This is a genomic window from Azospirillum sp. BE72 (assembly GCF_031455875.1).
Taxonomy (GTDB): Bacteria; Pseudomonadota; Alphaproteobacteria; order Azospirillales; family Azospirillaceae; genus Azospirillum.
In genome coordinates this window covers 157,885-181,210 of record NZ_JAVDTO010000004.1, presented here as the reverse complement: position 1 = coordinate 181,210, position 23,326 = coordinate 157,885, and the positions used below count along the sequence as shown (strand labels likewise).

The 23,326-nt window shown below is 69.2% G+C and carries 23 protein-coding genes and 1 riboswitch; of the genes, 10 read left to right on the top strand and 13 right to left on the bottom strand.

The annotated features are described in order from the left end of the window. Window positions 1-264: 264 nt before the first annotated feature. The 13 genes from J2Y49_RS15230 to J2Y49_RS15170 all read right to left on the bottom strand — a co-directional run bounded on the left by J2Y49_RS15230 (window position 265) and on the right by J2Y49_RS15170 (window position 11,149). Window positions 265-2,163 carry an adenylate/guanylate cyclase domain-containing protein gene (locus J2Y49_RS15230; RefSeq protein ID WP_310115707.1) on the bottom strand — a complete coding sequence of 633 codons (1,899 nt, stop codon included), beginning with the start codon at window positions 2,161-2,163 and terminating at the stop codon, window positions 265-267. 8 nt (window positions 2,164-2,171) lie between these two features. After that, window positions 2,172-3,305 carry a DUF4384 domain-containing protein gene (locus J2Y49_RS15225; protein ID WP_310115706.1) on the bottom strand — a complete coding sequence of 378 codons (1,134 nt, stop codon included), beginning with the start codon at window positions 3,303-3,305 and terminating at the stop codon, window positions 2,172-2,174. Window positions 3,306-3,333: 28 nt separating this feature from the next. Continuing rightward, window positions 3,334-3,705, bottom strand: a complete 372-nt coding sequence (locus J2Y49_RS15220) for a hypothetical protein (RefSeq protein ID WP_310115705.1) — start codon at window positions 3,703-3,705, stop codon at window positions 3,334-3,336. A gap of 26 nt (window positions 3,706-3,731) precedes the next feature. Beyond that, window positions 3,732-4,514, bottom strand: coding sequence for an OmpA family protein (locus tag J2Y49_RS15215; protein ID WP_310115704.1), 783 nt, complete (start codon window positions 4,512-4,514; stop codon window positions 3,732-3,734). A 114-nt stretch (window positions 4,515-4,628) separates the two neighbouring features. Next, window positions 4,629-6,197 carry a DUF4384 domain-containing protein gene (locus tag J2Y49_RS15210; protein ID WP_310115703.1) on the bottom strand — a complete coding sequence of 523 codons (1,569 nt, stop codon included), beginning with the start codon at window positions 6,195-6,197 and terminating at the stop codon, window positions 4,629-4,631. Between the two features lie 67 nt (window positions 6,198-6,264). Further along, entirely contained in the window at window positions 6,265-6,855 is a 591-nt protein-coding gene (locus tag J2Y49_RS15205) for a DUF4399 domain-containing protein (protein WP_310115702.1), read from the bottom strand. A gap of 52 nt (window positions 6,856-6,907) precedes the next feature. Continuing rightward, window positions 6,908-7,342 carry a DUF4399 domain-containing protein gene (locus J2Y49_RS15200; protein ID WP_310115701.1) on the bottom strand — a complete coding sequence of 145 codons (435 nt, stop codon included), beginning with the start codon at window positions 7,340-7,342 and terminating at the stop codon, window positions 6,908-6,910. Between the two features lie 228 nt (window positions 7,343-7,570). Beyond that, window positions 7,571-7,906: a hypothetical protein gene (locus tag J2Y49_RS15195; RefSeq protein ID WP_310115700.1), complete on the bottom strand. Its 336-nt coding sequence runs from the start codon at window positions 7,904-7,906 to the stop codon at window positions 7,571-7,573. Between the two features lie 124 nt (window positions 7,907-8,030). After that, window positions 8,031-8,807 (bottom strand): anti-sigma factor, encoded by a 777-nt coding sequence (locus J2Y49_RS15190; RefSeq protein ID WP_310115699.1) that lies wholly within the window; start codon window positions 8,805-8,807, stop codon window positions 8,031-8,033. 18 nt (window positions 8,808-8,825) lie between these two features. Beyond that, the gene (locus J2Y49_RS15185; protein ID WP_310115698.1) at window positions 8,826-9,359 is read right to left on the bottom strand and encodes a sigma-70 family RNA polymerase sigma factor; all 534 of its coding nucleotides are present in this window, start codon (window positions 9,357-9,359) and stop codon (window positions 8,826-8,828) included. A 98-nt stretch (window positions 9,360-9,457) separates the two neighbouring features. Beyond that, the gene (locus J2Y49_RS15180; RefSeq protein ID WP_310115697.1) at window positions 9,458-9,793 is read right to left on the bottom strand and encodes a hypothetical protein; all 336 of its coding nucleotides are present in this window, start codon (window positions 9,791-9,793) and stop codon (window positions 9,458-9,460) included. Window positions 9,794-9,808: 15 nt separating this feature from the next. Then, window positions 9,809-10,027: a hypothetical protein gene (locus tag J2Y49_RS15175; RefSeq protein WP_310115696.1), complete on the bottom strand. Its 219-nt coding sequence runs from the start codon at window positions 10,025-10,027 to the stop codon at window positions 9,809-9,811. Window positions 10,028-10,192: 165 nt separating this feature from the next. Further along, window positions 10,193-11,149: a LysR family transcriptional regulator gene (locus J2Y49_RS15170; protein WP_310115695.1), complete on the bottom strand. Its 957-nt coding sequence runs from the start codon at window positions 11,147-11,149 to the stop codon at window positions 10,193-10,195. Between the two features lie 195 nt (window positions 11,150-11,344). On the opposite strand from J2Y49_RS15170, the gene J2Y49_RS15165 reads away from it, so the two are divergent. The 10 genes from J2Y49_RS15165 (at window position 11,345) to argE (ending at window position 22,735) form a co-directional block, all read left to right on the top strand. Then, complete coding sequence (locus J2Y49_RS15165) at window positions 11,345-12,775, top strand: MmgE/PrpD family protein (RefSeq protein WP_310115693.1); 1,431 nt, start codon at window positions 11,345-11,347, stop codon at window positions 12,773-12,775. Next, window positions 12,772-12,981, top strand: coding sequence for a hypothetical protein (locus J2Y49_RS15160; protein ID WP_310115692.1), 210 nt, complete (start codon window positions 12,772-12,774; stop codon window positions 12,979-12,981). Before J2Y49_RS15165 ends, J2Y49_RS15160 begins: the two co-directional genes overlap by 4 nt. Before the next feature lie 62 nt (window positions 12,982-13,043). Then, on the top strand, window positions 13,044-14,546 hold the full coding sequence (locus J2Y49_RS15155) for an ABC transporter substrate-binding protein (RefSeq protein WP_310115691.1): 1,503 nt from the start codon (window positions 13,044-13,046) through the stop codon (window positions 14,544-14,546). Window positions 14,547-14,613: 67 nt separating this feature from the next. Then, window positions 14,614-15,570 (top strand): ABC transporter permease, encoded by a 957-nt coding sequence (locus tag J2Y49_RS15150; RefSeq protein ID WP_310115690.1) that lies wholly within the window; start codon window positions 14,614-14,616, stop codon window positions 15,568-15,570. Window position 15,571: 1 nt separating this feature from the next. Next, the gene (locus J2Y49_RS15145) at window positions 15,572-16,435 is read left to right on the top strand and encodes an ABC transporter permease (protein ID WP_310115689.1); all 864 of its coding nucleotides are present in this window, start codon (window positions 15,572-15,574) and stop codon (window positions 16,433-16,435) included. A 1-nt stretch (window position 16,436) separates the two neighbouring features. Continuing rightward, window positions 16,437-18,566, top strand: a complete 2,130-nt coding sequence (locus tag J2Y49_RS15140) for an ABC transporter ATP-binding protein (protein ID WP_310115688.1) — start codon at window positions 16,437-16,439, stop codon at window positions 18,564-18,566. Window positions 18,567-18,688: 122 nt separating this feature from the next. Further along, on the top strand, window positions 18,689-19,108 hold the full coding sequence (locus J2Y49_RS15135) for a RidA family protein (RefSeq protein ID WP_310115687.1): 420 nt from the start codon (window positions 18,689-18,691) through the stop codon (window positions 19,106-19,108). A gap of 53 nt (window positions 19,109-19,161) precedes the next feature. Further along, a complete protein-coding gene (locus J2Y49_RS15130) occupies window positions 19,162-20,121 on the top strand; it encodes an agmatinase (RefSeq protein ID WP_109157420.1) in 960 nt (319 codons plus the stop codon). Between the two features lie 36 nt (window positions 20,122-20,157). Continuing rightward, the gene (locus J2Y49_RS15125; RefSeq protein ID WP_310115686.1) at window positions 20,158-21,555 is read left to right on the top strand and encodes a formimidoylglutamate deiminase; all 1,398 of its coding nucleotides are present in this window, start codon (window positions 20,158-20,160) and stop codon (window positions 21,553-21,555) included. A gap of 31 nt (window positions 21,556-21,586) precedes the next feature. Then, window positions 21,587-22,735, top strand: a complete 1,149-nt coding sequence (argE, locus tag J2Y49_RS15120) for an acetylornithine deacetylase (RefSeq protein WP_310115685.1) — start codon at window positions 21,587-21,589, stop codon at window positions 22,733-22,735. A gap of 343 nt (window positions 22,736-23,078) precedes the next feature. Then, window positions 23,079-23,298: riboswitch (cobalamin riboswitch) on the top strand. Window positions 23,299-23,326 lie beyond the last annotated feature (28 nt).

Below are 23,326 nucleotides of genomic sequence, written 5' to 3'. Positions count from 1 at the left end.
CGTACCTGAGCAAAGAGGCGCCGCACTCCATCGATGACGTCCGACTGTCACATCCATCTACGGGTCAGCCGGCGAAGCTTACGGCGCATAGCGATGGGCTGTTCAAAATATTTCCGGAAATTGCCGGCAACCCGCCATGGATGGAAGAAGCATACCCGCGGCAACGAACAATTCCAAGACGCCCCTTCTGCCTAACTCCGGCAAAAGAGGAGGTGGCAGACCGAAGGGATTACTGCGCGCATCACGCATGATTTCTGATTGTCCTCACACACAACCGTCAGCATCGCCGTCGTCGACCAGCAGCCAGATGCGCACCGTCCTGGTTTTGCCCTTCAGCGCCACCTCCCCCACCGGCAGCGCGGTGCATCGGCCCTGCACATCCTGCCGCACCGCCTGCCAAGTCGGGTCGCCGACGATGATGCGGCAGTGGCGGGATGTCCGGGCGTCGACCAGCTTGCCGTAGGCCTCCAGCCGGGCGGCGGTGTTGGCGGTGTCCCCCAACAGCGAATATTCGCTGTGGCGCAGCCCGCCCAGACTGCCGGCCACCAGGGGGCCGGTGTGCAGTCCGACGCGGATGCCGACCGGCGGCAGCCCCTCCGCCTGCCATTGCCGGTTCAGCGCCACCAGTTCCCGCCCCATCTGCAGGGCGCAACGGACGGCGCGGAGGGCGTCGGCGTCAATCTGCGCCTGCGTGGTGCGGGCGACCGGCGCGCCGAAGACAGCCAGGATCGCATCGCCGACGAAGCGCAGCACCACCCCGTCATTGGCGGTGACGATGCGCACCATGGCGTCGAGATAGCCCTCCAGCCAGCGAATGAGCGGCTCCGGCTCCAGCGCTTCGCAGATGGTGGTGAAGCCTTCGATGTCGGAAAACAGCACGGTCGCGGTCAGCTGCTGCGGGCGCGGGCGGTTGCCGGCCATGAAGGTCGCACGCTCGCGCCAGATCTCCTCCGCCACCGGCTGGGAGACGTGATTGGCGAACAGCTGCATCATGACGCGCCGGTCGGCCCGCTCCCGCAAGGACAGCTGCACGGTCATGGCGGCGATGCCGGCGACCCAGGCCAGCGACGGCGCCACCAGCGGCACCAGCGGTCCGCCCGCCGTGAACAACGCCGCCGCGCCGGTCCAGCCCGCCGCCGGCACGAGCAGGCCCACCGACGCCAGCAACCACAACGGCAACCCGGCCAGCGCCACCGTCACCCCGGCCGCCGCCATCAGCAGCGCCAGCGCCGCCTCCCCCGCGACGGGCAGGCGCGGGCTGCTCCGCCCGTCGAGCAGTTGGGCCAGCACATGTGCCTCGATCTCCACGCCCGCCGTCGAGGAGCCGGCGGGCGACAGCGGCGTGCGGTGCTGGTCGATGCCCGCCAGCGCCGTCCCCACCAGCACCGTCCGCCCGGCCAGCCAGTCCTTGGGCAGCAGGGCGACCGCCTCCGCGGGATAGATGGGAAAGGGGGCGGTGGCGCCGTCCGGCCGGCCATGCCAGTCGATGCGGAAAGGCTCCGCCGGCACGCCGGACACGCCGCCGACGCGGGCAAGCTGCACCGGCAGGCTGGGCGTGCCGTCGCCGCCGAAGGGAACATGCCAGCGCACGGCGGCATCCAGCCGGTCCTTCGCCAGATTGGCGTGTCCGCGCGGCAGCCCTTCGGTGAAGTCGTTCAGAAAGCGCCGCTGCCGTTCGGTCAGCGGAGTCTGCTCCAGCGCGGTGATCGCCACCACCGGGACCGACGCGCCGAGCATGGCGCGGCGCAGCCGCTCGTCCAGCGCCGGCAGGGTCGGTTGGTCGAACAGCACGTCGATGCCGATGGCCCGCACCCGTGCCGCCTCCAGCACGCCGATCATGTCGGCCAGCATGCCGCGATCCACCGGCGACCGGCAGGCCAGCCCGGCGAAGCTGTCCTCCCCAAACAGCACCAATGCGATGGCCGGATGCTGCGGCCGGACCGGTGCCGAGGTTGCGATCAACCGGTCGCCCAGGCTCTCGTCGGCGGTGCGCAACGGCGGCACGAATCTCACGGCGGCAAGTGCCAGCAGGGCGCTGCCAAGTGCGATGGCCACGGCCAGCCGCATGCCCGGCCAGCGGCGCCGGCCGGGCTCAGGCGGCTCCGGCCTTGCGGCGGGAGAGGCCGGCGGTCTCTCGCTGGGGGTCGCGGGTGCACCGTCCATGCGGCTCCTCAGCGAACCTTCAGGACAAGCTGTGCGGATGCCACCTCGGTCTCGCGCAGGCGGGACACCGCGCGGTCGAGCTGGACGGCGGCCTCCTCGGCAAGCGGGCGGAAGGCGTCGGTGCGGCCGGGCATCTCGCCGTCAAGATTGCGGCTGGCGGCGATGCAGCGCACCTCCAGATCGGCGGGACCGTCGCCGGCCCGCAGGGGCATGCGGTCACCGGACAGGCTGACCGGCGCATTGCCCGCCACATGGGCGCTCATGCTGGCGCCGGCCGGAAAGATGGGGATCAGTTGGGCCCGCGCATTGCGCAGATAGCAGTAAAGGTGGGCGTCGCGATCGGTCTGGACCAGCAGCCGGATATCCTCGCCCGGCCGGTAGCTGGCTGCGGAAGCCGGATCCGCGGAGAGAAAGAGGCCGAGCGGCACCGTCGCGTCGCGCAAGGCCGCCATCGCCGCGCCGATCTGCCCGGTGCAGCCGGCCGAGGCCATGCCCACCGCCAGCGCCGGTCCAGCCGTCGCGTCCACCAGTCGGACATGCAGGGTGCCGATCGGCGTTCCATCCGGCCGCAGGGCCGCAATGTCCGCCCCGTCCGTCAGCGGAAGACCCGGCGGCCAGGGCGCCGAAGCGCTGCCGGCCCAGCTGATCGATGCGCGCTTTCCAGCGGCCATATCCTGCAGCAGCATACCGTCCAGCCCGCCGTCCACCGGGCGGCGCAGCGTCGGCGGGCTTCCCGCCCTGACGCAGCGGGTGCCGGGAACGGACGGGTCGATCGCCAGCGCACGCTCCAGCGCCGCCTCCAGCGGGTTTCCCAAGGCGCGGGCCGCACCCAGGTCGCTCTGCATGAAGCGGTCGTCGACGGGGCCGGCACGGGCCGAAGCGGCGCTGTCGGCCATCTCGCCGGGGATCCCGTCATAGGGGCCGCGCAGCCGCAACAGGCGGCCGTTGGCGAACAGCAGCGTCGCGTTGGCCCCGTCGGGAAGCCGGACGGCCTGACCGTCAGAGACGAGCTGGCCCTGGACATAGCCGGGCGCGCTGGACGCGACCACCACGGCCTCCGCCCGCACCCCAGGGGCGAGGCCGCAGCCCAGGGCCGCGACGGCCGCGGCACCCAGCAGATGGGAAAGAGTTCTCTTGGACATGATGGTCACCTTGTGGCTTGGGAGGGGATCAGTCGCGGCTGCGGCCTTTCCCGTCATCGGGGGCGAGCAGGCAAGCGGTGCGGGACTGCGTCATCACCGACACCGTTCCATCCGTCCCGCCGTTGCGGCGGAAGCGCAGTCCGTTGATCTGGCTGGCGATGCTGAGCGAGACGACGGCGAGGTCCGCCTCGTCGATGATCTTGTGGCCGTCCTGCCAGCATTGGACGCGGACCCGCGTTCCGGCCGGGGCGACGTCCACCCCGCCCTGGACACCGCCGCCTTGGGCACCGCTGCTTGTGGCGCCGGAATTCTCCGGGCTCTTCTTGCGGACCAGCGTGGCATCGGCGGCGCCGGTGACGGCCAGCCCGAGGCAGGCGGCGAGGAGCAAGGCGTGCTTCATGACATCCCCTCCGTTCCGGCCGCCGCTCAACGGGTCGGCTTGAATTCGACGCGCCGGTTGCGGCCGTCATAGGGATTGGCGGCGAGCGGCGCGGTCGGCCCCTTGCCGTCCACGGTGATGCGCTTGGGATCGATCTGGTGGACGCGGACCAGGTATTCGCCGACCGACACCGCGCGGCGCTGCGACAGCAGCAGGTTGTAGGGAAGGCTCCCGCTGGCGTCGGTGTGCCCCTCAACCGTCAGTCCCAGATTCGGGTCCTCCTTCATCAGCGCGCCGACAGCGTCGATGTAGGAGGCGGAGTCCGCCGGAATCTCTGCCGAATTGAGGGCGAAGTTGATGCGGAACCCGAAAGCCTGCGGCGCTTCACCCGCCTGCGCGGCGGGGGGCGGCTCGGCGGCCGGGGCCTCCATCCGCGCCTCTTGCCGGCGCTGCTTTTGGGCAGGGCGGCTCGGCGCCGGTTGGGCGGCAGGCTGGGCGGTGGGCTGGGCATTATACTGAGGAGCCGGCTGCGCCGCGGGCGGGATGGGTGCCGTGCCGTAGTTGATCTCGTCGATGGGGCGCGGGCGCTTGGCGGCGGCACCGGCCGCTCCGCCGATGATCTCGATGCTGCGGGTGCGGATTTTCGGTTCCGGCGCCACCACCTCGCGCAGTTCCTCCACACTGGGCGGCCGGTCGAACATCATCACCTTCGACGGGCCGGACCCTTCCACGCTCTGGGCGGATGCCGGTCCGGCGCAAACGGCGGCCAGCATCGGCAGGGTGGCGGCCAGGGCATGGGCCAGGAAGGGGGACAGGATGGACTTCGTCATCTGAGGCTCCATGGGCAGGAGAAGGAACGGCGTTGCCCCTGGTTCTATCGCCACCCCCTCCCCCGCGCTGTGAGCCGGCCAACAGTCGGTGGCGGTTTTCCGGAGAGAACGGGCCTACCCGTCCTGCGCCAGCGTGCCCGGCAGCACCTTCACCGACAGCCGCTTGGCGCGGGCGTCGCTCCCCTTGGCCGTCGCGAAGGCGTTGATCACGTCATCCAGCGCCGTGCCGGGGATGGGCTGCAGATCCTCGCTCTTGAGCGCTTCCGGGATCCGCAAGCCGATCTCGTCATGCGACAGGATGCAGGCCACCGTCTCTTCCGCGCCCGCACGATCCATCCGCAGATTGAAGGGCTTCTGCACGCCGGGCGGGATTTCCACCTGCCGGCCGGCCTCGACGAAGGCGTCGGGCTGGAAGCGGTTGGGGAAGATGCGGGAAACCGTGCCGGCGGCGTCGCGGTAATAGCAGTAGACGAAGCCGTCCGCCGTCGGCTGCATCCGCACCACCAGCGCCTCCCCGGCGCGATAGCGCGGTGCCGGGCCGCGGTCCGACGAAAGCAACAGGTCGAGTTTGGCCGGCGACGGCTGGGGACGCGGCAGCCCCTCGCCCCCGGCGTTGCTGACGCTCTGCAGCCGGGCCGGCAGTGCTCCGCCTTGGCCGCCCTGACCGGGCGGCTTGGCGAGCAGGCGCTGGTAGAGGTCGAAGTCGATGCGGCCGGTGGCGATCAGGTCGTTGTCCGCCTGGAAGCGGCCGACGGCCTCGGCGGTCCGCTGGTCGAGCTGCCCGTTGACCGGCCCGTCGTAATAGCCCTGCGCCGACAGCGCCCGCTGGGTGAAGGTGACGCGCTCCGCCGGTGCCATGCCGTCGAACCAGCCGCGTGCCTCCGCCATGAAGGCCGGGTTGGTCTGGTCGATGCCCAGGCATTGCCAATAGGGCACGCGGGTCAGCTTGCCCAGCACCTCGATGGTGCTGAGTTCGACCAGCGTGCGCACGCCCTGGTGCAGCCCCTCCGACCGGTTCAGCGAGATGTTGAAGGACAGTCCGGCCTTGCCGATCACCCCGCCGGCATCCGCCCCGCGCCCCGACGACACCACGGCCAGCGTGTTGGACGCCGACATGCCGGGGATGATCTGCCGGGTCACCAGTTCCCCGACATTGAGGTCGACGGAGACCATCGACACCACCTGATCGGCCGACACGCCGAGGTCCAGCTTCGGCAACGACAGTCCCGCCCCCGCCGCCTCGCTGACCACATTGTCGTCCAGCTGGGTGATGGCGCCGCGGATGTAGTAGGAGGGCGCGCGGAAGTTCGGCTGCACCCCGATCATCCAGTAGAGCGCGTTGACGTCGTCCAGCGCCGGTTCGAAATCCACGAAGCGGAAGGCGCTGGACGTCTCCGACATGCGGGAGACGGCGGTGATCAGCATCTCCTTCGTGCCGCCGGCCACCCGGCCGGTGGCGTCGGGCAGGCCGTTGGCGGTGATGTAGATGTCGCGCTTGCCGTGGGTCCACAGCAGCGTGTCCATGCAGCGCAGCGCCTCGCTGAAGCTGCTGATGGTGCGGACGGCGGGTGTCTTCGGCTGCTGCACCACGCGGGCCATCTCGCCGGAGGTGAAACAGCCGCCCAGCGCCAGCGTCAGGCCGGCGGAAACCCCGAGCGAACCAAGGAACCGGACCATGCTCATCGGCGCTGTCTCCTGTGGGTTGGGGCATTCAGGGCCGGGGCCGGGTCCGGTTCTCCGGCTTTGGCCGTCACCGTGCCGACAGTTGCTGGCCGCGGTCGGCACGGACGGTGACGGTGATCTTCTTCGACATGATCGGCGGGTCGTGCGGCACATGGTCGGCGTCGGCCAGGACCAACTGCAGCGTGTGCCGCCCCGGCGGCAGTTCCAGGATGGTTTCGGTCTGGCCCTTGCCGAAATGCAGGTGCTGCTTGTCGCTGGGGATCGGCTCGTCGAGGGCCTTCAGGTCGGTGTCGATCAGCAGATGGTGGTGCCCGGTGCCGTCCTTGCGCACGCCGGCCGGCGCGACGCCGAAATTCCGCAGGCCGAACCACACCTTGAACCGCGTTCCCACCACCTCGCCGTTGTTGGGCCAGCCGATGTAGAGCCATGCCTCCTTGCGGCCGGGCGTCCGCGGCGCGGCCGGCTGCGCCTGCTCCGCGGTCGCGGGGCTTCGCTCGGCCTTCTGGTCGGGAGACGCCTCGGCCGCAGCCACGGGGCTCGCCATCACGATCAATGGCGCGACCGACAGCGGCGCAACCGACAGCACCCCCCACAGCGCCAGTTTCAAAGCGGCGTGCGGACCGGGGCCGGCCGCAAGCACGGACAATCCAGTCTTCATGGTGCCCTCCCTGACGAACATGAACCGGCGGATATCAGCCGGCCGGGGCCGGTCAGCGGACGGTGATGGTCACCTTCTCCGACATCACCGGCGGGTTGTGCGGAATGTGGTCGGCGTCGCCCAGCACCATCTGCAGCGTGTGGGTTCCCGGCGGCAGCTCCAGCCGCGCTTCGGTCTGGCCGGCGCCGAAATGCAGGTGCTGCTTGTCGTTGGGGATCGGCTCGTCCGGGTTCGACAGGTCGGTGTCGATCAGCAGGTGATGGTGCCCGGTGTCGGCATGGCTGATGCCGGCCGGCGCCACCCCCATGTTCTGGAGCCCCATGCGCACCCAGAACTTTCCGCCATTGATGACCGTCGCGTTGGACGGCCACAGGATGTAGGCACGCGCGTCGTCGGGCGCTTTCGCCCGGTCGGCCATTCCCTGCCCAGCCAGAAACAGCGGCAGAAGCAGCAGGGCGCCGACTGCGATGACGGCAGTCCGCAGCATGATTTCCCCCTGTTTTCTTCATTGCCCTTTGTCTGATGACCTGCATCTTAGTCTTCGTCCGGGAAGCAGGGTCCCCCCGAATTCTTGGGTAATCCCATCCCGTTGAAACCGCACCGGTTCAGCGCAGCCTGCTTCCGAATTGGCCGAAAATCGCGGCCGGCTTCCCCATACTTGCGGCAATTCCGGAAATGGGGGTGCGAGACGTGCAATGCGCGCGGTCGGCACCGGTCAGCGCCTGATTCCGAACAGCTGTTCGTTCATCGCCGCGCGGTCAGGGGCACCCGCCCCCGTTGCCCGGCCCTGGGGCAGCGCCCCGGCGCTCCTCATCCCCGGCAACCCGGCGGCCATGGCTTCCGCCCCCGTCCGACCGCCGCCCATCCAGGGTGGAAAGGCAACGCCGGCGGGCGGCGATGCAGTGCCGGCACGGTGCGCCGGGATCAGGGTCGCTGCGGCCGGCAGCGGAATGCCACCGGACTGCACCTCGAACGCCGAGGCCGGCTGGACGGCGGCCGGAATCGCCGCGAGGAGGGTCAGGAGCAGGGGGATGGCGGCAAGTCTGCACATCGGGCATTTCCTTCACGCAAGGACCAGGGCCGTTAAGACCCTCATCCTGCCGCGACCGGCCGTACGCCCGCTGTGGCCCGGGCCACACTGTCGCGTTGAAAGGCTTCGCCTCGCCCGATTTCGATCAGGACCGTCTCACGCTGTCGGCCATCTTCTTGGCAACCACGAGAAGGTCGCCGTCCGACCGGCTGCCCGCAAGCGTGTAGGCGGTGGCACCGTTGCGCCAATAGACCAGCTGAAGCCCGCGCTGTTCGACGGCGTGCAGGCCCCTGTCGTCGATCGGATCCTCGGCGACGACCAGAAGAGTCAGCATCTCGCCGTCCCTCTCGCGGTAGACGAACTGCAGGCCGACGCCGCTGCTCAACGGCACCGGGGTCGCCCGCACCAGCGTCAGCAGGTTCGGGTCCAAGGCCGGCAGGTTGACCGTGATCGCGCCGAGGCGGTGGGGAATCCCCTCTGCCATGGCATTCAGATCCACCGGGGACAGGTCCGAGAATGCCAGGCTTTGGCTGACGGCCGTCGCGTGCATCTCGGCGGCTTCCTCCGCGAATTCCGGCACCGCGTAAGTGGCCGTTTTCTGCTGGTGATGGACCAGGGCCGCGATGTTGGCGCCGCCCACCAGCAGCAGGACCGCCGCCGCGAGCGGGCCGAAGCGCCGGATGGTGCGCTCCATGCGCAAGCGGCCATACAGGCGACCGGTCAGGCTTTCCGTGTGTTGGGGAGGATCGCCGGCCATCCGCGCAAAGCCGTGCCGCAGGATCTCCCTCTGATGGAGATAGTCGTGCAGCCGGGCGGCGGCCGCCGGGTTGGAGGCGAGGAACGCTTCGAACGCCAACCGGCGCTCGGCATCGAGTTCGCCGTCGATGTAGGCGTGCAGGTCGGTTTGCCACTCACCGTTCATCCCGTTCCCCATCATGGCTTACTTCACCACCCGCAAAGGGGCCGGCCGGCCGTCATCCCCACGGCCTCCATCCCCGCGCACATCGGCGCGCAGGGCCTCCCGCCCACGCGCAAGGCGCGACATCAGCGTTCCAAGCGGAATACCGAGAATCCCGGCGGCCTCCTGGTAGCTCATCCCGTCGACCGCGACCAGCATGAGCGCCCGCCGCTGGTCCTCGGGAAGCCGGGCGAAGGCCTCCATGGTCCGGGCAAGCTCGACCTGGTCGGGTTGATTGGGGGCGATGTCGCTGCGGACGAGCGGTTCGATGGACGCCGCCGCACGGGTCCGCACCTGATCGCGGCGCCGGTCGCTGACATGGACGTTGTGCAGGATACCGAACAGCCAGGAGCGCAGGCTGGCCTCCGGCCGATAGGTCCTGGCACCGGCGATGGCCCGCACCAGCGTCTCCTGCACAAGATCCTCCGCGTCGTCCCGGTTGCGCACCAGGGTCATCGCGTAGCGGCGCAATGTGCGGACGTGATCCGACAACTGGCTTCGCAGGCTGAACGTCACATCGTCGCTCCATGGATGGGGCTTCTTCTATGTGTTCGCGCGGCAGGCCATTTTAATCCTCCGGCGTTTTGATCTCCCCGGCCAATGCGGAATCTGCCTCACTGCGCGAAGGGCACGAGGAGCAGCGCGGTTCCCGACACCAGCAGCGCCGCAAGGCTCCGCCGCGCGATGACCACCGCGGCCGGTCCAGGCTCCATCTCGTCCAGCCGCATCGCCAGCAGGCCGCCGAAGAAGCCGGACACGGAGGCCACCACATGCACCAGTGCCAGCGCGTTCAGGACCGGCAGGCCCAGCATGAGCGCGACGACCACCAGGGTGGTTCCATAGAGAAGCGCCTGGGTGAGGATCGGCGCCCAATGTTCGCGCGCGACATAGGTTTCGAATCCCTCGGCGAAGAGGCCGGTGCGCTCGTCGGGATCGGTGTGCAGGCTCATGATGTCCCTCCGCTTTCAAAGTTCCCCGCCGTTGCGGCGCCGTGATGCACGGGTCGCAGCCGCCCGCGGCATGGCGCCGAACGACAGAAGCATCAGCAGGATCAGCGCGACCCCGATGGAATAGGGCGCCCAGGCCCCGAGCCGCTCGTCGGTAACCCAGTCCAGCGCCAGCAGGACGCCGATGGCGGCGATCACGGTGATGGCAAGGCCGGTGGCCCAGCGGGGATAGGTCATGGTGGCCTCCGCGGTTCGGATGGCTCGATCCGGTCATCTCGCGCCACCGAATGGCGACGCTCGTTTCGATCGTTCGTTTCCTTGATTACGCGCGGGCGCCCGGAATAATCCGCTGAAGCCGCCGAAAATCTTGCGCGTCGGGAGCGGCAGCCGGAATCGGGACCGCTAGCGGCCGATCATCGGCTTGAGCCAGGGCGAATTGGCGAAGACCTCGGTGAAATAGCCCTGCCGGATCACCGCCCGCCCGGCCTTGTGGATGCCTTCCGGCAACCCGCCCAACTCGCCCTTCCGGGTCACCAGATGGATGGACCGGCGGAATCCCGAGGTGGGCAGCGGCAGAACGCGGATATGGCCGAGGTGCTGGCGGCTCTTCACCAGGGCGGTGGGCGGAAGCAGGCTCCACCCCATCTCCTCCGCCACCATGGCCATCACCGTATCCGTGGCGTCGAAGGCGAAGCTGCGCGGCACCTCCATGCCCAGCCGCCGCAGATGCTGGTCCACCAGCCGGCCCAGCGCACTGTCCGTCGTGCTGCGGATCAGCGGCAGCGTCCGCGACAGGGTCCGCAGGGCGGCCTCGTCCGCGACGTCGGGCCAGTTGCGCGGCAGCAGCAGCACGAAGGGTTCGACAAGCAGGCGCAGGCTGTCGACCTGGTCCATGTCGTCGAAACTGTCGATGGTGAACAGCACGTCCAGCCGGCGGGCGAGGAACTGCTCGCGCAATTGTCCGCACAGGCCGGATGCGATACTGAAGGACGGCACGCTGTCGCGCAGCCGTTGCAGCAGCCGCGGGATGAAGGGGGCCGCCAGCGTGTCGATGCAGCCGATGCGCAGTTCCGGCATGAAGGACGCGTCGGCCCCGCCGATGGCGGCCGGCAATTGCCGCGCATCGGTCAGGATGCGGTTGCTCCAATGCCAAAGCCTTTGGCCGGCGGCGGTCAAGGCCATCGGCCGGATGCTGCGGTCCAGCAACTGGCTGGCGAAGGCGGTTTCCAGTTGACGCACGACATGCGAAACGGCCGACTGGGTCAGTCCAAGCCTGCGGGCGGCGCCCGTCATGCTTCCCAATTCGGCCACGGCGACGAACACCTCAAGGGATCCAAGGTCGAAGTCTCGGTGATGCATGGGGCTTCGATCAGGCTCCCGGTGGCCGGCAGGTTCGGACAGCGATCTGCATACTATCTTATGTATAGGGCTTGTGAACAGAGTCGCCATGAACGGCATTCATGCCGATCATGAAATAAATTTCTTCATCTGACCGGTGCGCGCGCTTCCGCGGCAGCCTCGCAGGGATATCGATCCCCTGCCGGAGCTCCATCCATGACGACGCCCCCTGACCCTCCTGCCCTTCCCACCCCGGCGGCCCGTCGCATCGGCGATTGGGTGGCGGGCTTGCGGCGGGCCGACATCCCGGAACCGGCGGCAGCCGTCGCACTGTCCTGCATCGTCGATACGCTGGGTGTGGCGCTGGCCGGCGCGGGTACGGAGGCCGCGGTGCTGGCCGCCGATGTCGCGCGCGACACCTACGCCCCTGGTCCGGCGCCGCTTCTGGCGGGCGGACGCCTGTGCATGGAGGGAGCCGCGTTCGCGAATGCCGCCGCCGCCCATGCGCTGGATTTCGACGACAACAGCTATGCCGGCTTCGTCCATGGGTCCGCCATCCTGGTGCCGACGGCGCTGGCGGCGACCGACATGGCCGGCGGCACGGGCAGCGACCTGCTCACCGCCGTGGTGGCTGGTGCCGAGGCGCAATATGCCCTGGCGGAGGCGGTCGGCAACGGCGTCTACCATGCCGGCTGGTGGACCACCGCCCTGTTCGGCACGGTCGGCGCCGCGGCGGCGACGGCCAAGGCTCTGGGACTGGACGGAATTTCGGCCGCCGATGCCGTCGCCTTCGCGCTCTGCGGGACCGGTGGCATGCGCGCCTGTTTCGGCACCGGAGCCAAGCCGCTGCTTGCCGCACAGGCGGCGGCGAACGGGGTGCGTGCCGCCCGCCTTGCCGCGCGCGGCCTCACCGTCCCGCATGGCGTCGTGGAGGATCCGCGCGGCTTCGCCCGGCTGGTGGCGGAGGACCGGTTCGAGCGGGCGGCGCTGGAGTCGCTCGGAAGGCGCTGGCGTCTTCTCGATCCCGGCATCGACACCAAGCTCTACCCGGTCTGCCTGTCCGCCCATGCCGCCATGGACGCGCTGCGCGACCTGATGGCGGAGCGGGGGCTCGGCGCCACCGACATCGCGGCCGTCCACTGCCGTGTTCCGCCGGTGGTGGCGGCCAACCTGACCTATGACCGCCCGGCGACGGCGGGAGAGGCCCGCTTCAGCCTGCATTTCGCCGTTGCCTGCGTGATGCTGCACGGCACCCTGGCGCTGGAGCATCTGAGCCGGGCCATGCTGACGGATCCGGCGCTGGGTGCGGCGATGGGGCGCGTCGCCATGGCGGCCGATCCGGACTGGAACGCCGACGCCGACCGTGCGCGGCTTGCGCCGGAGGGCGCGGAGGTGACCGTCGAAACGGTGGCGGGGGAGCGGATCACCCGCTTCTGCCCGTCGGCGCGCGGCACGGTGGCCCGCCCGCTGTCGGCAGCGGAGCATGCCGCCAAGTTCAAAAGCTGCGCCGCCCTTGCGGTCGGGGCGGAGGGAGCGGAGCGCCTCCATTTGAAATTGCAGAACCTTGAACTCGAAACGGACCTTTCGAGCCTGCTTCAGCTCCGCACCATGGCGACGATTCATGATCCCGATGAAAAACGGTCATGATCCGCCGCTGGCGTGTCCGTGACCGCCTGTTTTCCGATCAGGCTGCGATGCCGAACAATCGGCAAAAAACGCAGGATTTCCAGCAACTTTCCGGCGCGTGCGCTGCACAAAAACCGTCCGCACGGCTCGCTTGCGCAACATTTGGGCAGAATTTTGCCCGATCGGCCGCCCTTCCGCCGCCCTTTCCTCCTGCCGCAGCCTTGTGACACCGTTTGGATCGAGCGGAAACCAAGGTCCACCGCAAGGACCGGAAAACAGAGGGGCTTTCATGATGATGCGACGTTTGGTGGCACGGGCCGTGCTCTCGGCGATCCTCCTGTCCGGAACGGCGATGTCGGTCCAGGCCGCGGGCACGCTCAAGGTCTCGGTGGACTCCAACCTGAACACGCTCGATCCCGCCAAGATGAAGGGCGGGCAGGAGTATGTCGCCGCCTACCTGATCTTCAACGGCCTGACGATCATCGGCCATGACATGACGGTGAAACCCGATCTGGCCGAACGCTGGGAGCACAGCGACGATCTGAAGACCTGGACCTTCCATCTGCGCAAGGGCGTGAAGTTCCACAACGGCCGCGACCTGGAGGCCGAGGACGTCGTCGCCACCATCGCCCGCATCCAGGACAAGGCGACCGGCTCCACCGCCCGCGTCAATTTCGAGATCGTGGAGTCGATGAAGGCGCTGGACCCGGCGACCGTCCAGTTCCAGTTGAAGAGCCCCTATGCAGGCTTCGCCGAGCTGTTCGGCGAGCGGCAGGCGCGCATCGTTCCGCGCGATGCCGTCGACACGCTGGCCACCAAGCCGGTCGGCACCGGCCCGTTCGAGTTCGTGTCCTTCGCCCCCGGCGACCGCGTCGTCCTGAAGCGCAACGCCAACTACTTCGAACCGGGGCTGCCGAAGCTGGACGAGGTGGTGGTGCGCATCCTGCCGGAATCCGCGGCCCAGGTGGCGGCGCTGACCACCGGCGAGCTGGATCTGGTGTGGAACCTGCCGCTGGAGGCCATCGAGAAGGTCAAGGCCGACACGAAGCTGAAGGTCGATTCCGTCCCGACATCCACCTGGGACGGCGTCATCATGAACAACACGGTTAAGCCCTTCGACGATCCGCGCGTGCGCAAGGCGGTGGCGATGGCGCTCGACAAGCAGACCATCACCCAGATCGCGCTGTTCGGCAACGGCACGCCGACCCATTCGCCGATCCCGCCCAGCCACCCCTTCTTCAACAAGGACCTGAAGATCGCCAAGGGCGATCCGGCGGGCGCGAAGAAGCTGCTGGCCGAAGCGGGATATCCCAACGGGTTCGAGGTCACGCTGCACACGCCCGCCGGCCGCGCCACCCGCGAACGGCTCGGCCTTGCCGTGCGCGAGCTGCTGAAGCCGGCCGGCATCACCGTCAACGTGCAGCGCGTGCCCTTCGACGTCTTCCTGAAGGACATCGAGGGCAAGGCCGGCTTCTACATCGACGGCTTCTTCAGCCGCCCGACCATCGATACGTCCGTCTACCCCTGGTACCATTCGCGCGGGTCGTGGAACACCGCGCTGTGGAGCTATTCCAACCCGAAGATGGACACGCTGCTGGACGGCGCCCGCCAGGCCAAGAGCGAGGATGAGGCCAAGTCGCTCTACACCCAGGTCCAGGCGCTGGCGGTGGAGGATTCGCCGGGCGTCATTCCCTACGTCATCAACCACATCAACGGGTTGAACGCCAAGGTCAAGGGGTTCCAGTCGCACCCGATGATGTTCCTCGACCTGCGCAACGTGTCGGTCGATTGAGGCCGAACCGGGGACCGGCCGCGCCCGCCGCCGCCGGTCCCCTCCTCTTTCCGACGGGAATGCAGCCATGTTCGCCTACATCCTGACCCGGCTCGCCTCCCTGGCGCTGATCCTGGTGGTCATGTCGGTCCTGATCTTCCTGGTGACCCAGGCGATGCCGGGCGACGTCGCCTCGATGATCGCCGGCCAGTTCGCCTCCAAGGAGGTCGTGGACGCCATCGCGGTCAAGCTGGGGCTCGACCAGCCGCTGATCGTCCAGTACGGCCGCTGGGCCGCCGGCATCCTGCAGGGCGACCTCGGCCGCTCGCTGGTGCTGGAACAGCCGATCGGCCCTATCCTGATGGAGGCGCTGGCGCGGTCGCTGGTGCTGGCCGTCGTGGCGCTGGCGGTGGTGGCGGTGGTCGGCATCGCGCTCGGCGTGCTGGCGGCGGTGCGGCGCGGCAAGCTGACCGACCAGGTGGTTTCCGGGATCTCCTATCTCGGCATCGCGGTCCCCGACTTCTTCTGGGCTATCGTGCTGGTCCTGATCTTCGGCAGCTACCTGAAACTGCTGCCCACCGGCGGCTATACCCCGATCGCCGAGGGTTTCCTGCCCTGGGCCGCCCATCTGGTGCTGCCGGTCGTCACGCTGGTGCTGATGCTGCTGGCCCGCATCGCCCGGCTGACCCGCTCCAGCATGATCGACGTTCTGCAGACCAACTACGTGAAGTTCGCCCGCGCCAAGGGCATGCCGGAATCGGTGGTGATCCTGCGCCACGCGCTGAAGAACGCGCTTTTGCCGACGATCACGGTGCTGGCCATCGATTTCGGCCTGATCCTGGGCGGCGTGGTGGTGATCGAGACGATCTTCTCCTATCCCGGCATGGGACGGCTGCTGCTGTTCGCCATCCAGCGCCATGACCTGCCGCTGATCCAGGCGACCATCCTGATCGTGTCCGCCGCCTATTGCCTCGCCAACCTGACCGCCGACCTGCTCTACGCCTTCGTGAACCCGAAGATCCGCCACGGCATGAGGGCCTCCTGACATGACCGACGCGACTTCCATCCGACCGGCCCCGCGGCGCCTGCGCATGTCCGCGCTGCCCGGCTCGCTGATCGTCGGCATCGTCCTGCTGGCCCCGCTGGTGGTGGCGGCCGTCGCCGGCTCCTGGCTCGCGCCCTACCCTTACGACGAGATGAACATCCTGAGCCGGCTGCAGCCGCCGGGCGCCGATTTCTGGTTCGGCACCGACGAGTTCGGCCGCGACGTGTTCAGCCGCACCCTGGTCGGCACCGGCAGCTCGCTGGTGATGGGCGTCGCCGCAACAGCGCTGAGCCTGCTGGCCGGCGTGCCGCTGGGACTGGTCGCCGGCTACAAGGGCGGGCGCGTCGGCGAGGCGATCATGCGCGCCATGGACGTGCTGATGTCCTTCCCGCCGATCCTGCTGGGCATTCTGGTGCTGGCCGTCACCCCGCCGGCTCAGTGGAAGGCCATCGCCGCCATCGGCATCGTCTATGTGCCGCAGGTGGTGCGCCTGACCCGCGCCATCACGCTGGAACTGATGCAGGAGGAGTTCATCACCGCCGCCCGCCTGCGCGGAGAGAGCGCGACCTACATCCTGTTCCACGAAATCCTGCCGAACATCTGGCCGCCGCTGGCGGTGGAGGCCAGCCTGCGCGTGGTCTTCGCCATCCTGCTCGGCGCCTCGCTCAGCTTCATCGGCATGGGGGCGCAGCCGCCCTCCTCCGACTGGGGCCTGATGATCAGCGAGGCGCGCCCCTTCGTGGAACAGGCGCCGTGGATCGCGCTGTGCCCCGGTTTCGCCCTGGCCATCGCGGTGATCGGCATCAACCTGCTGGGCGACGGGCTGCGTGCCCTGCTCGACCCCCGCAACACGGGAGCGCACTGAGATGATGACCGCTCCGCAAGCGCGTCCGGCCGTGCCGCCGGTGATCGCCCCGGCGACGACGCCCGAGCCAGAGCCTCTGCTGGACATCCGCGGCCTGACCATCAGCTACGGCAATGCCCGCGGCACGCTGCGCGCGGCCAGCGACGTCAGCTTCGCCATCCGTCCCGGCGAAGTGATGGGATTGGTCGGCGAATCCGGATCGGGCAAGAGCACGATCGCCATGGCGATCCTCGACCTGCTGGGCGGCGGGGGACGGGTGGATTCGGGCGAGATCCTGTTCGACGGCGTCGACCTCCGCCGGCTGCCGGCGGCCGAGCGCCGGGCGCTGCGCGGCGACAGGATCGCCGCCGTTTTCCAGGACCCCTTCACCTCCCTGAACCCGGCGCTGACCGTCGGCCGGCAGATCGCCGAGCCGCTGATCCAGCACAAGGGCTTCTCATCCCGGCAGGCAGCGGTCCGGGTGGAGGACCTGCTGGCCGAGGTCGGCATCCGCGATCCCCGCCGGGTCGCCGCCTCCTACCCGCACGAGCTGTCGGGCGGAATGCAGCAGCGGGCGCTGATCGCCACCGCTCTCGGCTGCGAACCGAAGCTGCTGATCCTGGATGAGCCGACCACCGCGCTGGACGTGACGGTGGAGGCCCGCATCATCGACCTGCTGGCGAAGCTGTGCGACAGCCACCGGCTGAGCGCGCTGTTCGTTTCCCACAATCTCGGCATCGTCAACCGGATCTGCGAAACCGTCACCGTGCTCTATGGCGGGGTGGTGGTGGAGACGGGGCGGACCGGCCGCGTGCTGTCCCGCCCGGCCCATCCCTATGCGAAGGGGCTGGTCGCTGCCCTGCCCCGCATCACCGCGGGTCGGCGCCACCGCCTGCCCTCCATCCCCGGGACGGTCGCCAAGCTGAGCGGCGCGGTCACCGCCTGCGTCTTCGCCCCCCGCTGCCCCTTCGCCGAAGAGACCTGCCGCAGCCTGCCGCAGACGATGCGGATGGACGAGGCCGGGGACGGCGTGCGCTGCTGGAAGGCCGACGCCCTGGCCGGCACGCCGTGGCCGGACGAGGATGCCGGCGCCGCCCGCCCGTCCAGGGCGCTGCCGCAGCGGTCCGGTCCGCTGGTCGAGGTGGACCATCTGCGCAAGGTCTACGGCGCGAACCGCTCCATCCTGCCCTGGCTGCGCCGCGCCGGCACCGTGGCGGTGGAGGATGTGTCCTTCACCATCGGCCGCGGCGAGGTGGTGGGGGTGGTCGGCGAAAGCGGCAGCGGCAAGAGCACCATCGGCCGTGCCCTGCTGGCGCTGACCGAACCCAGCGCCGGCACCGTGCTGTTCGACGGCGCCGACCTGACGGAGCGGGTCAGGCGCGGCGACCAGGAGCTGCGCCGCCGTGCCCAGCTGGTCTTCCAGAACTCCGCCGCCTCGCTGAACCCGCGCAAGACCGTGGGTGCGGCGATGGATCGGCCGCTGGTGCTGGCCGGCAAAGGCGACGCGGAGGAGCGGGGCCGGACCATCGCCGGCCTGCTGACCCGCGTCGGGCTGCCGGCCGCCTACGCCGACCGCTACCCGCATGAGCTGAGCGGCGGCGAACGCCAGCGCGTCAACATCGCCCGCGCGCTCGCCACCGATCCGGACTTCGTCGTCTGCGACGAGGCGGTGTCGGCGCTCGACGTGTCGGTGCAGGCCAACATCCTGAACCTGCTGGCCGAACTGCGCGACGAAATGGGCCTGTCCTACCTGTTCATCACCCATGACATCGCCGTGGTGTCGCATATCGCCGACCGCGTGCTGGTCGTCTATGGCGGCACCATCTGCGAGGAAGGCCCGATCGCCAGCGTGCTCCGCCCGCCCTACCATCCCTATACCGAGGCGCTGCTGTCCGCCGTGCCCCGGCTGGCGGAGGACGGGCAGGAGACGCCGCGGATCCTTCTGGAGGATGCCGCCGCCGCCCCCGGCGGCCGGGGCTGCGCCTTCGCCGCCCGCTGCCCGCGCAAGCTGGGGGCGGTCTGCGACGAACAGGCCCCGCCCGTCCATGAGACGGCCGACGGCCACCGCATCGCCTGCCACATCCCGCTGGCGACGCTGGCCGAACGGGCGTCGGTCTTTCCGGAACTCATGGGGGGCGACGCCCGGCACTGACCCGCCGTCCCGGCGCGTCCGTCACCGGCGCACCCGCGGGGGGCGCCGAACGCCCTCCCCTTACCCTTTCGAACCGATCCCGACCATCCGAACCCCCGACCATCCGAATCAGGGAACCCGCCATGACCGTCCACACCCGCATCCGCCAGTTCAACACCAAGAAGACCTATCCCGAGCAGGCGCTGGACAACGACCTGTGCCAGACCGTCGTGGCGCGCGGCACCATGGTCTTCGTCCGCGGCCAGATCGGCCAGAACCTCGACACCAGCGAGAGCGTCGCGGTGGGCGACGCCGCCGGCCAGACCGAGCAGGCGATGGCCAACATCAAGATGCTGCTGGAAGAGGCGGGCTCGTCGCTGGAGCACATCTGCAAGATCACCGTCTACATCACCGATCCGCGCTATCGCGAGCCGGTCTACCGCACCATTGGCAAGTGGCTGAAGGGGGTCTACCCGGTGTCGACCGGCATCGTGGTCAGCGCGCTCGCCCGCCCGGAATGGGTGGTTGAGGTCGATGCGACCGCCGTGATCCCCGACGCCTGAGTCTCCGGTCCCGCCGCCAACCGTCCACCCAACCGACAAGAAGAACCGCCGCCATGAGCACCAGCCTGACCAACCCGCCGCGCCGCGAGCTGCAGAGCTTCCTGGACTTCCCGATCTGCACCGACATCGACCAGCTCGACGGCCATATCGGCATCCTCGGCATCCCCTACGGCGATCCCTATTCGATCGACGAGGTGACCAACGACCAGACCAACGCCCCGACCTGGGTGCGCCGCTACACCGAGCGCGCGCTGCGCAAGCTGGAGCGCTGGGACTTCGACATCGGCGGTCCGCTGCTGGGCGGCAAGGACATCAAGGTGGTGGATTGCGGCGACGTGAAGGCCGATCCGCGCGACCTCGACCTGCATTACCGCAACGCCGAGGCGGTGGTGCGCCGGATGCTGGCCAAGGGCATGCTGCCCATCGTCATCGGCGGCGACCACGGCATCCCGATTCCGGTTCTGCGCGCCTATGACGACCAAGGGCCGATCACGCTGGTCCACATCGACGCCCATCTGGATTGGCGCGACGACGTGAACGGCGCCCGCAACGGCTATTCCAGCCCGATCCGCCGTGCCGCGGAAATGGACCATATCGGCCAGATCTTCCAGATCGGCCTGCGTTCGGCCGGCAGCGCCCGGCCGGAAGAGGTCGAGGCCGCGCTGTCCTATGGCGCGGTGCTGGTCCCCGACGTGGAACTGCAGGACATCGGGATGAAGGCCGTTCTGGACCGCATCCCCGACGGCGGCCGCTATTACCTGACCATTGACGCCGACGGCATGGACCCGACCATCATGCCGGCGGTCAACGGCCCCGCGCCCGGCGGCGTCACCTATCCGCAGATCCGCACGCTCATCCACGGGCTGGTGGCCAAGGGCCGGGTCGTCGGCATGGACATCGTCGAGATCACGCCGAAGAAGGACCTCAACGGCATCACCGCCATCACCGCCGGCCGCATCATCTGCAACCTGATCGGCAAGACCATCCAGGCCGGCTATTTCGACGCCAAGTGACGGCGGCAAGGTGATTGCGATGGGGAGGATCGGACGATGACTGCCGCGCGCCGGCTGGACCGGCTGTTCTGCGAGCGGGCGCTGCTGGCCGGCGGCTGGGCATCGGGAGTGCTGCTGCGCTTCGACGCGCAAGGGATGATCGCCGGGCTGGAGGCGGGGCTCGACGCTCCGCCCACCGGCGCCGAGCGCGCCGCCGGCCCCGTCATCCCCGGCATGCCGAACCTGCACAGCCACGCCTTCCAGCGAGCGATGGCCGGGCTGACCGAGCGGGCCGGGCCGGCGGAGGACAGCTTCTGGACATGGCGGGAGGTGATGTACGGCTTCGTCGGCCGCATCGATCCCGACAGCCTCCAGGCGGTTGCGGCGATGGCCTATGCCGAGATGCTGGAGCGGGGCTACACGTCGGTGGCGGAGTTCCATTACCTCCACCACGACACCGACGGCCGGCCCTATGCCGATGTGGCCGAGACGTCGAAGCGCATCCTCGCCGCGGCGGACGCCACCGGCATCGGACTGACCCACCTGCCGGTGCTCTATGCCCAGGGCGGCTTCGGCGGACAGCCGGCGGGAGAGGGGCAGCGCCGCTTCCTGAACGATCCCGACAGGCTGCTGGCGATCGTCGAGGCCTGCCGCGCCGCACCCGGCGGCCACCGCACCGGCCTCGCCCTACATTCCCTGCGCGCGGTGTCGCCCGACGCCATAGTGGCGGCACTGGACGGTCTGTCGGCGCTCGACCCGGCGGCGCCGGTCCACATCCATGTCGCCGAACAGACGGCGGAGGTGGATGCCTGCCTCGCCTGGTCGGGCCGGCGGCCGGTGGAATGGCTGCTCGACCGCGGCTGGCTGGGGCCCTCCTGGTGCCTCGTCCATGCGACCCACGTCACCCCGGACGAGGTGGCGGGGATCGCGGCGTCGGGCGCCGTCGCCGGCCTCTGCCCGACGACGGAGGCCGATCTAGGCGACGGGCTGTTCCCGGCCCGCGAGTTCCTGACCCAAGGCGGACGCTTCGGCATCGGGTCCGACAGTCAGGTCATCATCGACGCCGCGGAGGAATTGCGGCTGCTGGAGTTCGGGCAACGGCTGGCCGCGAGGCGGCGCAACCTGCTGGCACCGGCGGCCGGCGCCTCGACCGGAGCGGCGCTCTACCGGGCGGCCGTCGCCGGGGGCGCGCAGGCGCTCGGCCTGCCGGGGCCGGCCGGCGGTCTCGCCACGGGCCAGCGCGCCGATCTTATCGTGCTGAACCCCGACGATCCGCGGCTGTACGGCCGAACCGACGACATGCTGCTGGACTCCTACGTCTTCGCTGGCGCCCGCGACGCGGTGCGCGACGTGGTGTCGGGCGGACGGCTGGTGGTGCGGGACGGCCGGCATGTCGATGGCGACGCCATCGCCAAGGGCTGGCGCCATGCCGTCGACCGGTTGAACGCCGCCTGACAGGCGCATCGAAGAAGCGAGGGGAAATCCCATGACGGCGACCATCGACATTCTGGAACGGCTGGTTGCCTTCCGCACCGTCAGCCGCGACAGCAACCTGGAGCTGATCCGTTGGGCGCAGGAGCGGCTGGAGGCCGCCGGCGCGACCACATGGCTGGTGCCGAGCGAGGACGGCCGCAAGGCCAACCTGTTCGCGACGCTCGGTCCCGCGGATCGTCCCGGCGTGATGCTGTCGGGGCACAGCGACGTGGTGCCGGTCGAAGGGCAGGCCTGGACCGGCGATCCCTTCCGGCTGATCCGCCGCGACGGCAAGCTGTTCGGCCGGGGCACCGCCGACATGAAGGGCTTCATCGCCGCAAGCCTCGCCCTGTTCGACCGCGCCGCCGGACGGACCCTGTCCCAGCCGCTGCATCTGGCCCTGTCCTATGATGAGGAGATCGGCTGCCTCGGTGTCCGGCGCCTGATCGAGATGATGGCGGCCCTGCCCGTCCGTCCACGCTTCTGCATCGTCGGCGAGCCGACAAGCATGCAGGTGGTCACCGCCCACAAGGGCAAGACGGCCCTCAGCGCCGACTGCCACGGCGTCGAATGCCATTCAAGCCTTGCGCCGCAGGGTTTGAACGCGATCCACATGGCCTGCGACCTGTTGACGGGATTGCGCCGCATCCAGGACCGGCTGCGGGTTGAGGGCGCGCGTGACGACGCCTACGACGTGCCGTGGACCACGATCCATGCCGGGGTCATCCAGGGCGGCGAAGCGCTGAACATCGTGCCGAACCGCTGCCGTCTCGACTTCGAAATCCGCCATCTGCCGCAGGATCCGGTGGAACCGCTTCTGGACAGCATCCGGGAGGAGGCCGACGGCATCGTCCGTCGCTTGCGGTCCGATTTCCCAACCGCCGGACTGTCGATCGGCGAGCTGTCCAGCTATCCGGCGCTCGACACCGACGGCAACGCGGAGGTGGTGGCGTTCGTCAAGACGCTGACCGGCGGCAACAGCACCGGCAAGATCTCCTTCGGAACGGAAGGCGGATTGTTCCAGCGCCGCCTGTCCATGCCCACCGTGGTGTGCGGACCCGGCAGCATCGGCGAAGCCCACAAGCCCGACGAGTTCATCACCGAGGAACAACTGGCCGCCTGCGACCGCATGTTGGAGGCCCTGCTCGCCAATTTGGCGTGATGGCGGCGGCAAACGACGTTTTTGCCCGCGGCGGCAAAGTCCCGCCCCTGCCGATCTTCCTCCTTGCGGGTTGCGTGCCGACCGGATATGTAATGTTATAATGTTACATTCTAACGCGTAACGTGACCGAGCAACGAGCGGACCGGTATGACGATGACCCATTTGCGGATCGATTTGCGGACGCCCTCCCCGGCCCCCCGCCGCTTCCCGCGCGCGAGAAGATGTCCCTTGACCTGCCCGACATGAGCAGGGCCGACATCGGCGCCCAAGTCAGGGTCGCGCCGCAAAAAAATTTCCCGCGGCCATTTATTTTCGAACCTTGACCTCCGCAGCCGGGTCGCTCATGAATGGCCCTGGTACTGGTTCTTCCGGCGGCCGCCGCCGGAAGCTAAGAGGGAATCCGGTGAGCCGCGCCGCGCGGCGAGACCGGAGCTGTCCCCGCAACTGTGAGCGGTGAGCCGTTCCGTCATTTCCTGCCACTGGCGCCTGTCGGCGCTGGGAAGGCCGGACGGACCGGTGATGACCCGCAAGCCAGGAGACCTGCCAGCGCCAAAACGAAACGTCCTCGGGCGGGGTGTCCCGGTGGAACGC

Excerpts from the sequence above, each read along its gene's own strand:
- J2Y49_RS15170 (WP_310115695.1), bottom strand. The coding sequence starts at position 11,149 with ATGCATCACCGAGACTTCGACCTTGGATCCCTTGAGGTGTTCGTCGCC.
- J2Y49_RS15210 (WP_310115703.1), bottom strand. The coding sequence starts at position 6,197 with ATGAGCATGGTCCGGTTCCTTGGTTCGCTCGGGGTTTCCGCCGGCCTG.
- J2Y49_RS15165 (WP_310115693.1), top strand. The coding sequence starts at position 11,345 with ATGACGACGCCCCCTGACCCTCCTGCCCTTCCCACCCCGGCGGCCCGT.
- J2Y49_RS15155 (WP_310115691.1), top strand. The coding sequence starts at position 13,044 with ATGATGATGCGACGTTTGGTGGCACGGGCCGTGCTCTCGGCGATCCTC.
- J2Y49_RS15135 (WP_310115687.1), top strand. The coding sequence starts at position 18,689 with ATGACCGTCCACACCCGCATCCGCCAGTTCAACACCAAGAAGACCTAT.
- argE (WP_310115685.1), top strand. The coding sequence starts at position 21,587 with ATGACGGCGACCATCGACATTCTGGAACGGCTGGTTGCCTTCCGCACC.
- J2Y49_RS15150 (WP_310115690.1), top strand. The coding sequence starts at position 14,614 with ATGTTCGCCTACATCCTGACCCGGCTCGCCTCCCTGGCGCTGATCCTG.
- J2Y49_RS15190 (WP_310115699.1), bottom strand. The coding sequence starts at position 8,807 with ATGAACGGTGAGTGGCAAACCGACCTGCACGCCTACATCGACGGCGAA.
- J2Y49_RS15195 (WP_310115700.1), bottom strand. The coding sequence starts at position 7,906 with ATGTGCAGACTTGCCGCCATCCCCCTGCTCCTGACCCTCCTCGCGGCG.
- J2Y49_RS15200 (WP_310115701.1), bottom strand. The coding sequence starts at position 7,342 with ATGCTGCGGACTGCCGTCATCGCAGTCGGCGCCCTGCTGCTTCTGCCG.
- J2Y49_RS15125 (WP_310115686.1), top strand. The coding sequence starts at position 20,158 with ATGACTGCCGCGCGCCGGCTGGACCGGCTGTTCTGCGAGCGGGCGCTG.
- J2Y49_RS15145 (WP_310115689.1), top strand. The coding sequence starts at position 15,572 with ATGACCGACGCGACTTCCATCCGACCGGCCCCGCGGCGCCTGCGCATG.
- J2Y49_RS15180 (WP_310115697.1), bottom strand. The coding sequence starts at position 9,793 with ATGAGCCTGCACACCGATCCCGACGAGCGCACCGGCCTCTTCGCCGAG.
- J2Y49_RS15175 (WP_310115696.1), bottom strand. The coding sequence starts at position 10,027 with ATGACCTATCCCCGCTGGGCCACCGGCCTTGCCATCACCGTGATCGCC.
- J2Y49_RS15205 (WP_310115702.1), bottom strand. The coding sequence starts at position 6,855 with ATGAAGACTGGATTGTCCGTGCTTGCGGCCGGCCCCGGTCCGCACGCC.
- J2Y49_RS15220 (WP_310115705.1), bottom strand. The coding sequence starts at position 3,705 with ATGAAGCACGCCTTGCTCCTCGCCGCCTGCCTCGGGCTGGCCGTCACC.
- J2Y49_RS15225 (WP_310115706.1), bottom strand. The coding sequence starts at position 3,305 with ATGTCCAAGAGAACTCTTTCCCATCTGCTGGGTGCCGCGGCCGTCGCG.
- J2Y49_RS15130 (WP_109157420.1), top strand. The coding sequence starts at position 19,162 with ATGAGCACCAGCCTGACCAACCCGCCGCGCCGCGAGCTGCAGAGCTTC.
- J2Y49_RS15160 (WP_310115692.1), top strand. The coding sequence starts at position 12,772 with ATGATCCGCCGCTGGCGTGTCCGTGACCGCCTGTTTTCCGATCAGGCT.
- J2Y49_RS15215 (WP_310115704.1), bottom strand. The coding sequence starts at position 4,514 with ATGACGAAGTCCATCCTGTCCCCCTTCCTGGCCCATGCCCTGGCCGCC.
- J2Y49_RS15140 (WP_310115688.1), top strand. The coding sequence starts at position 16,437 with ATGATGACCGCTCCGCAAGCGCGTCCGGCCGTGCCGCCGGTGATCGCC.
- J2Y49_RS15230 (WP_310115707.1), bottom strand. The coding sequence starts at position 2,163 with ATGGACGGTGCACCCGCGACCCCCAGCGAGAGACCGCCGGCCTCTCCC.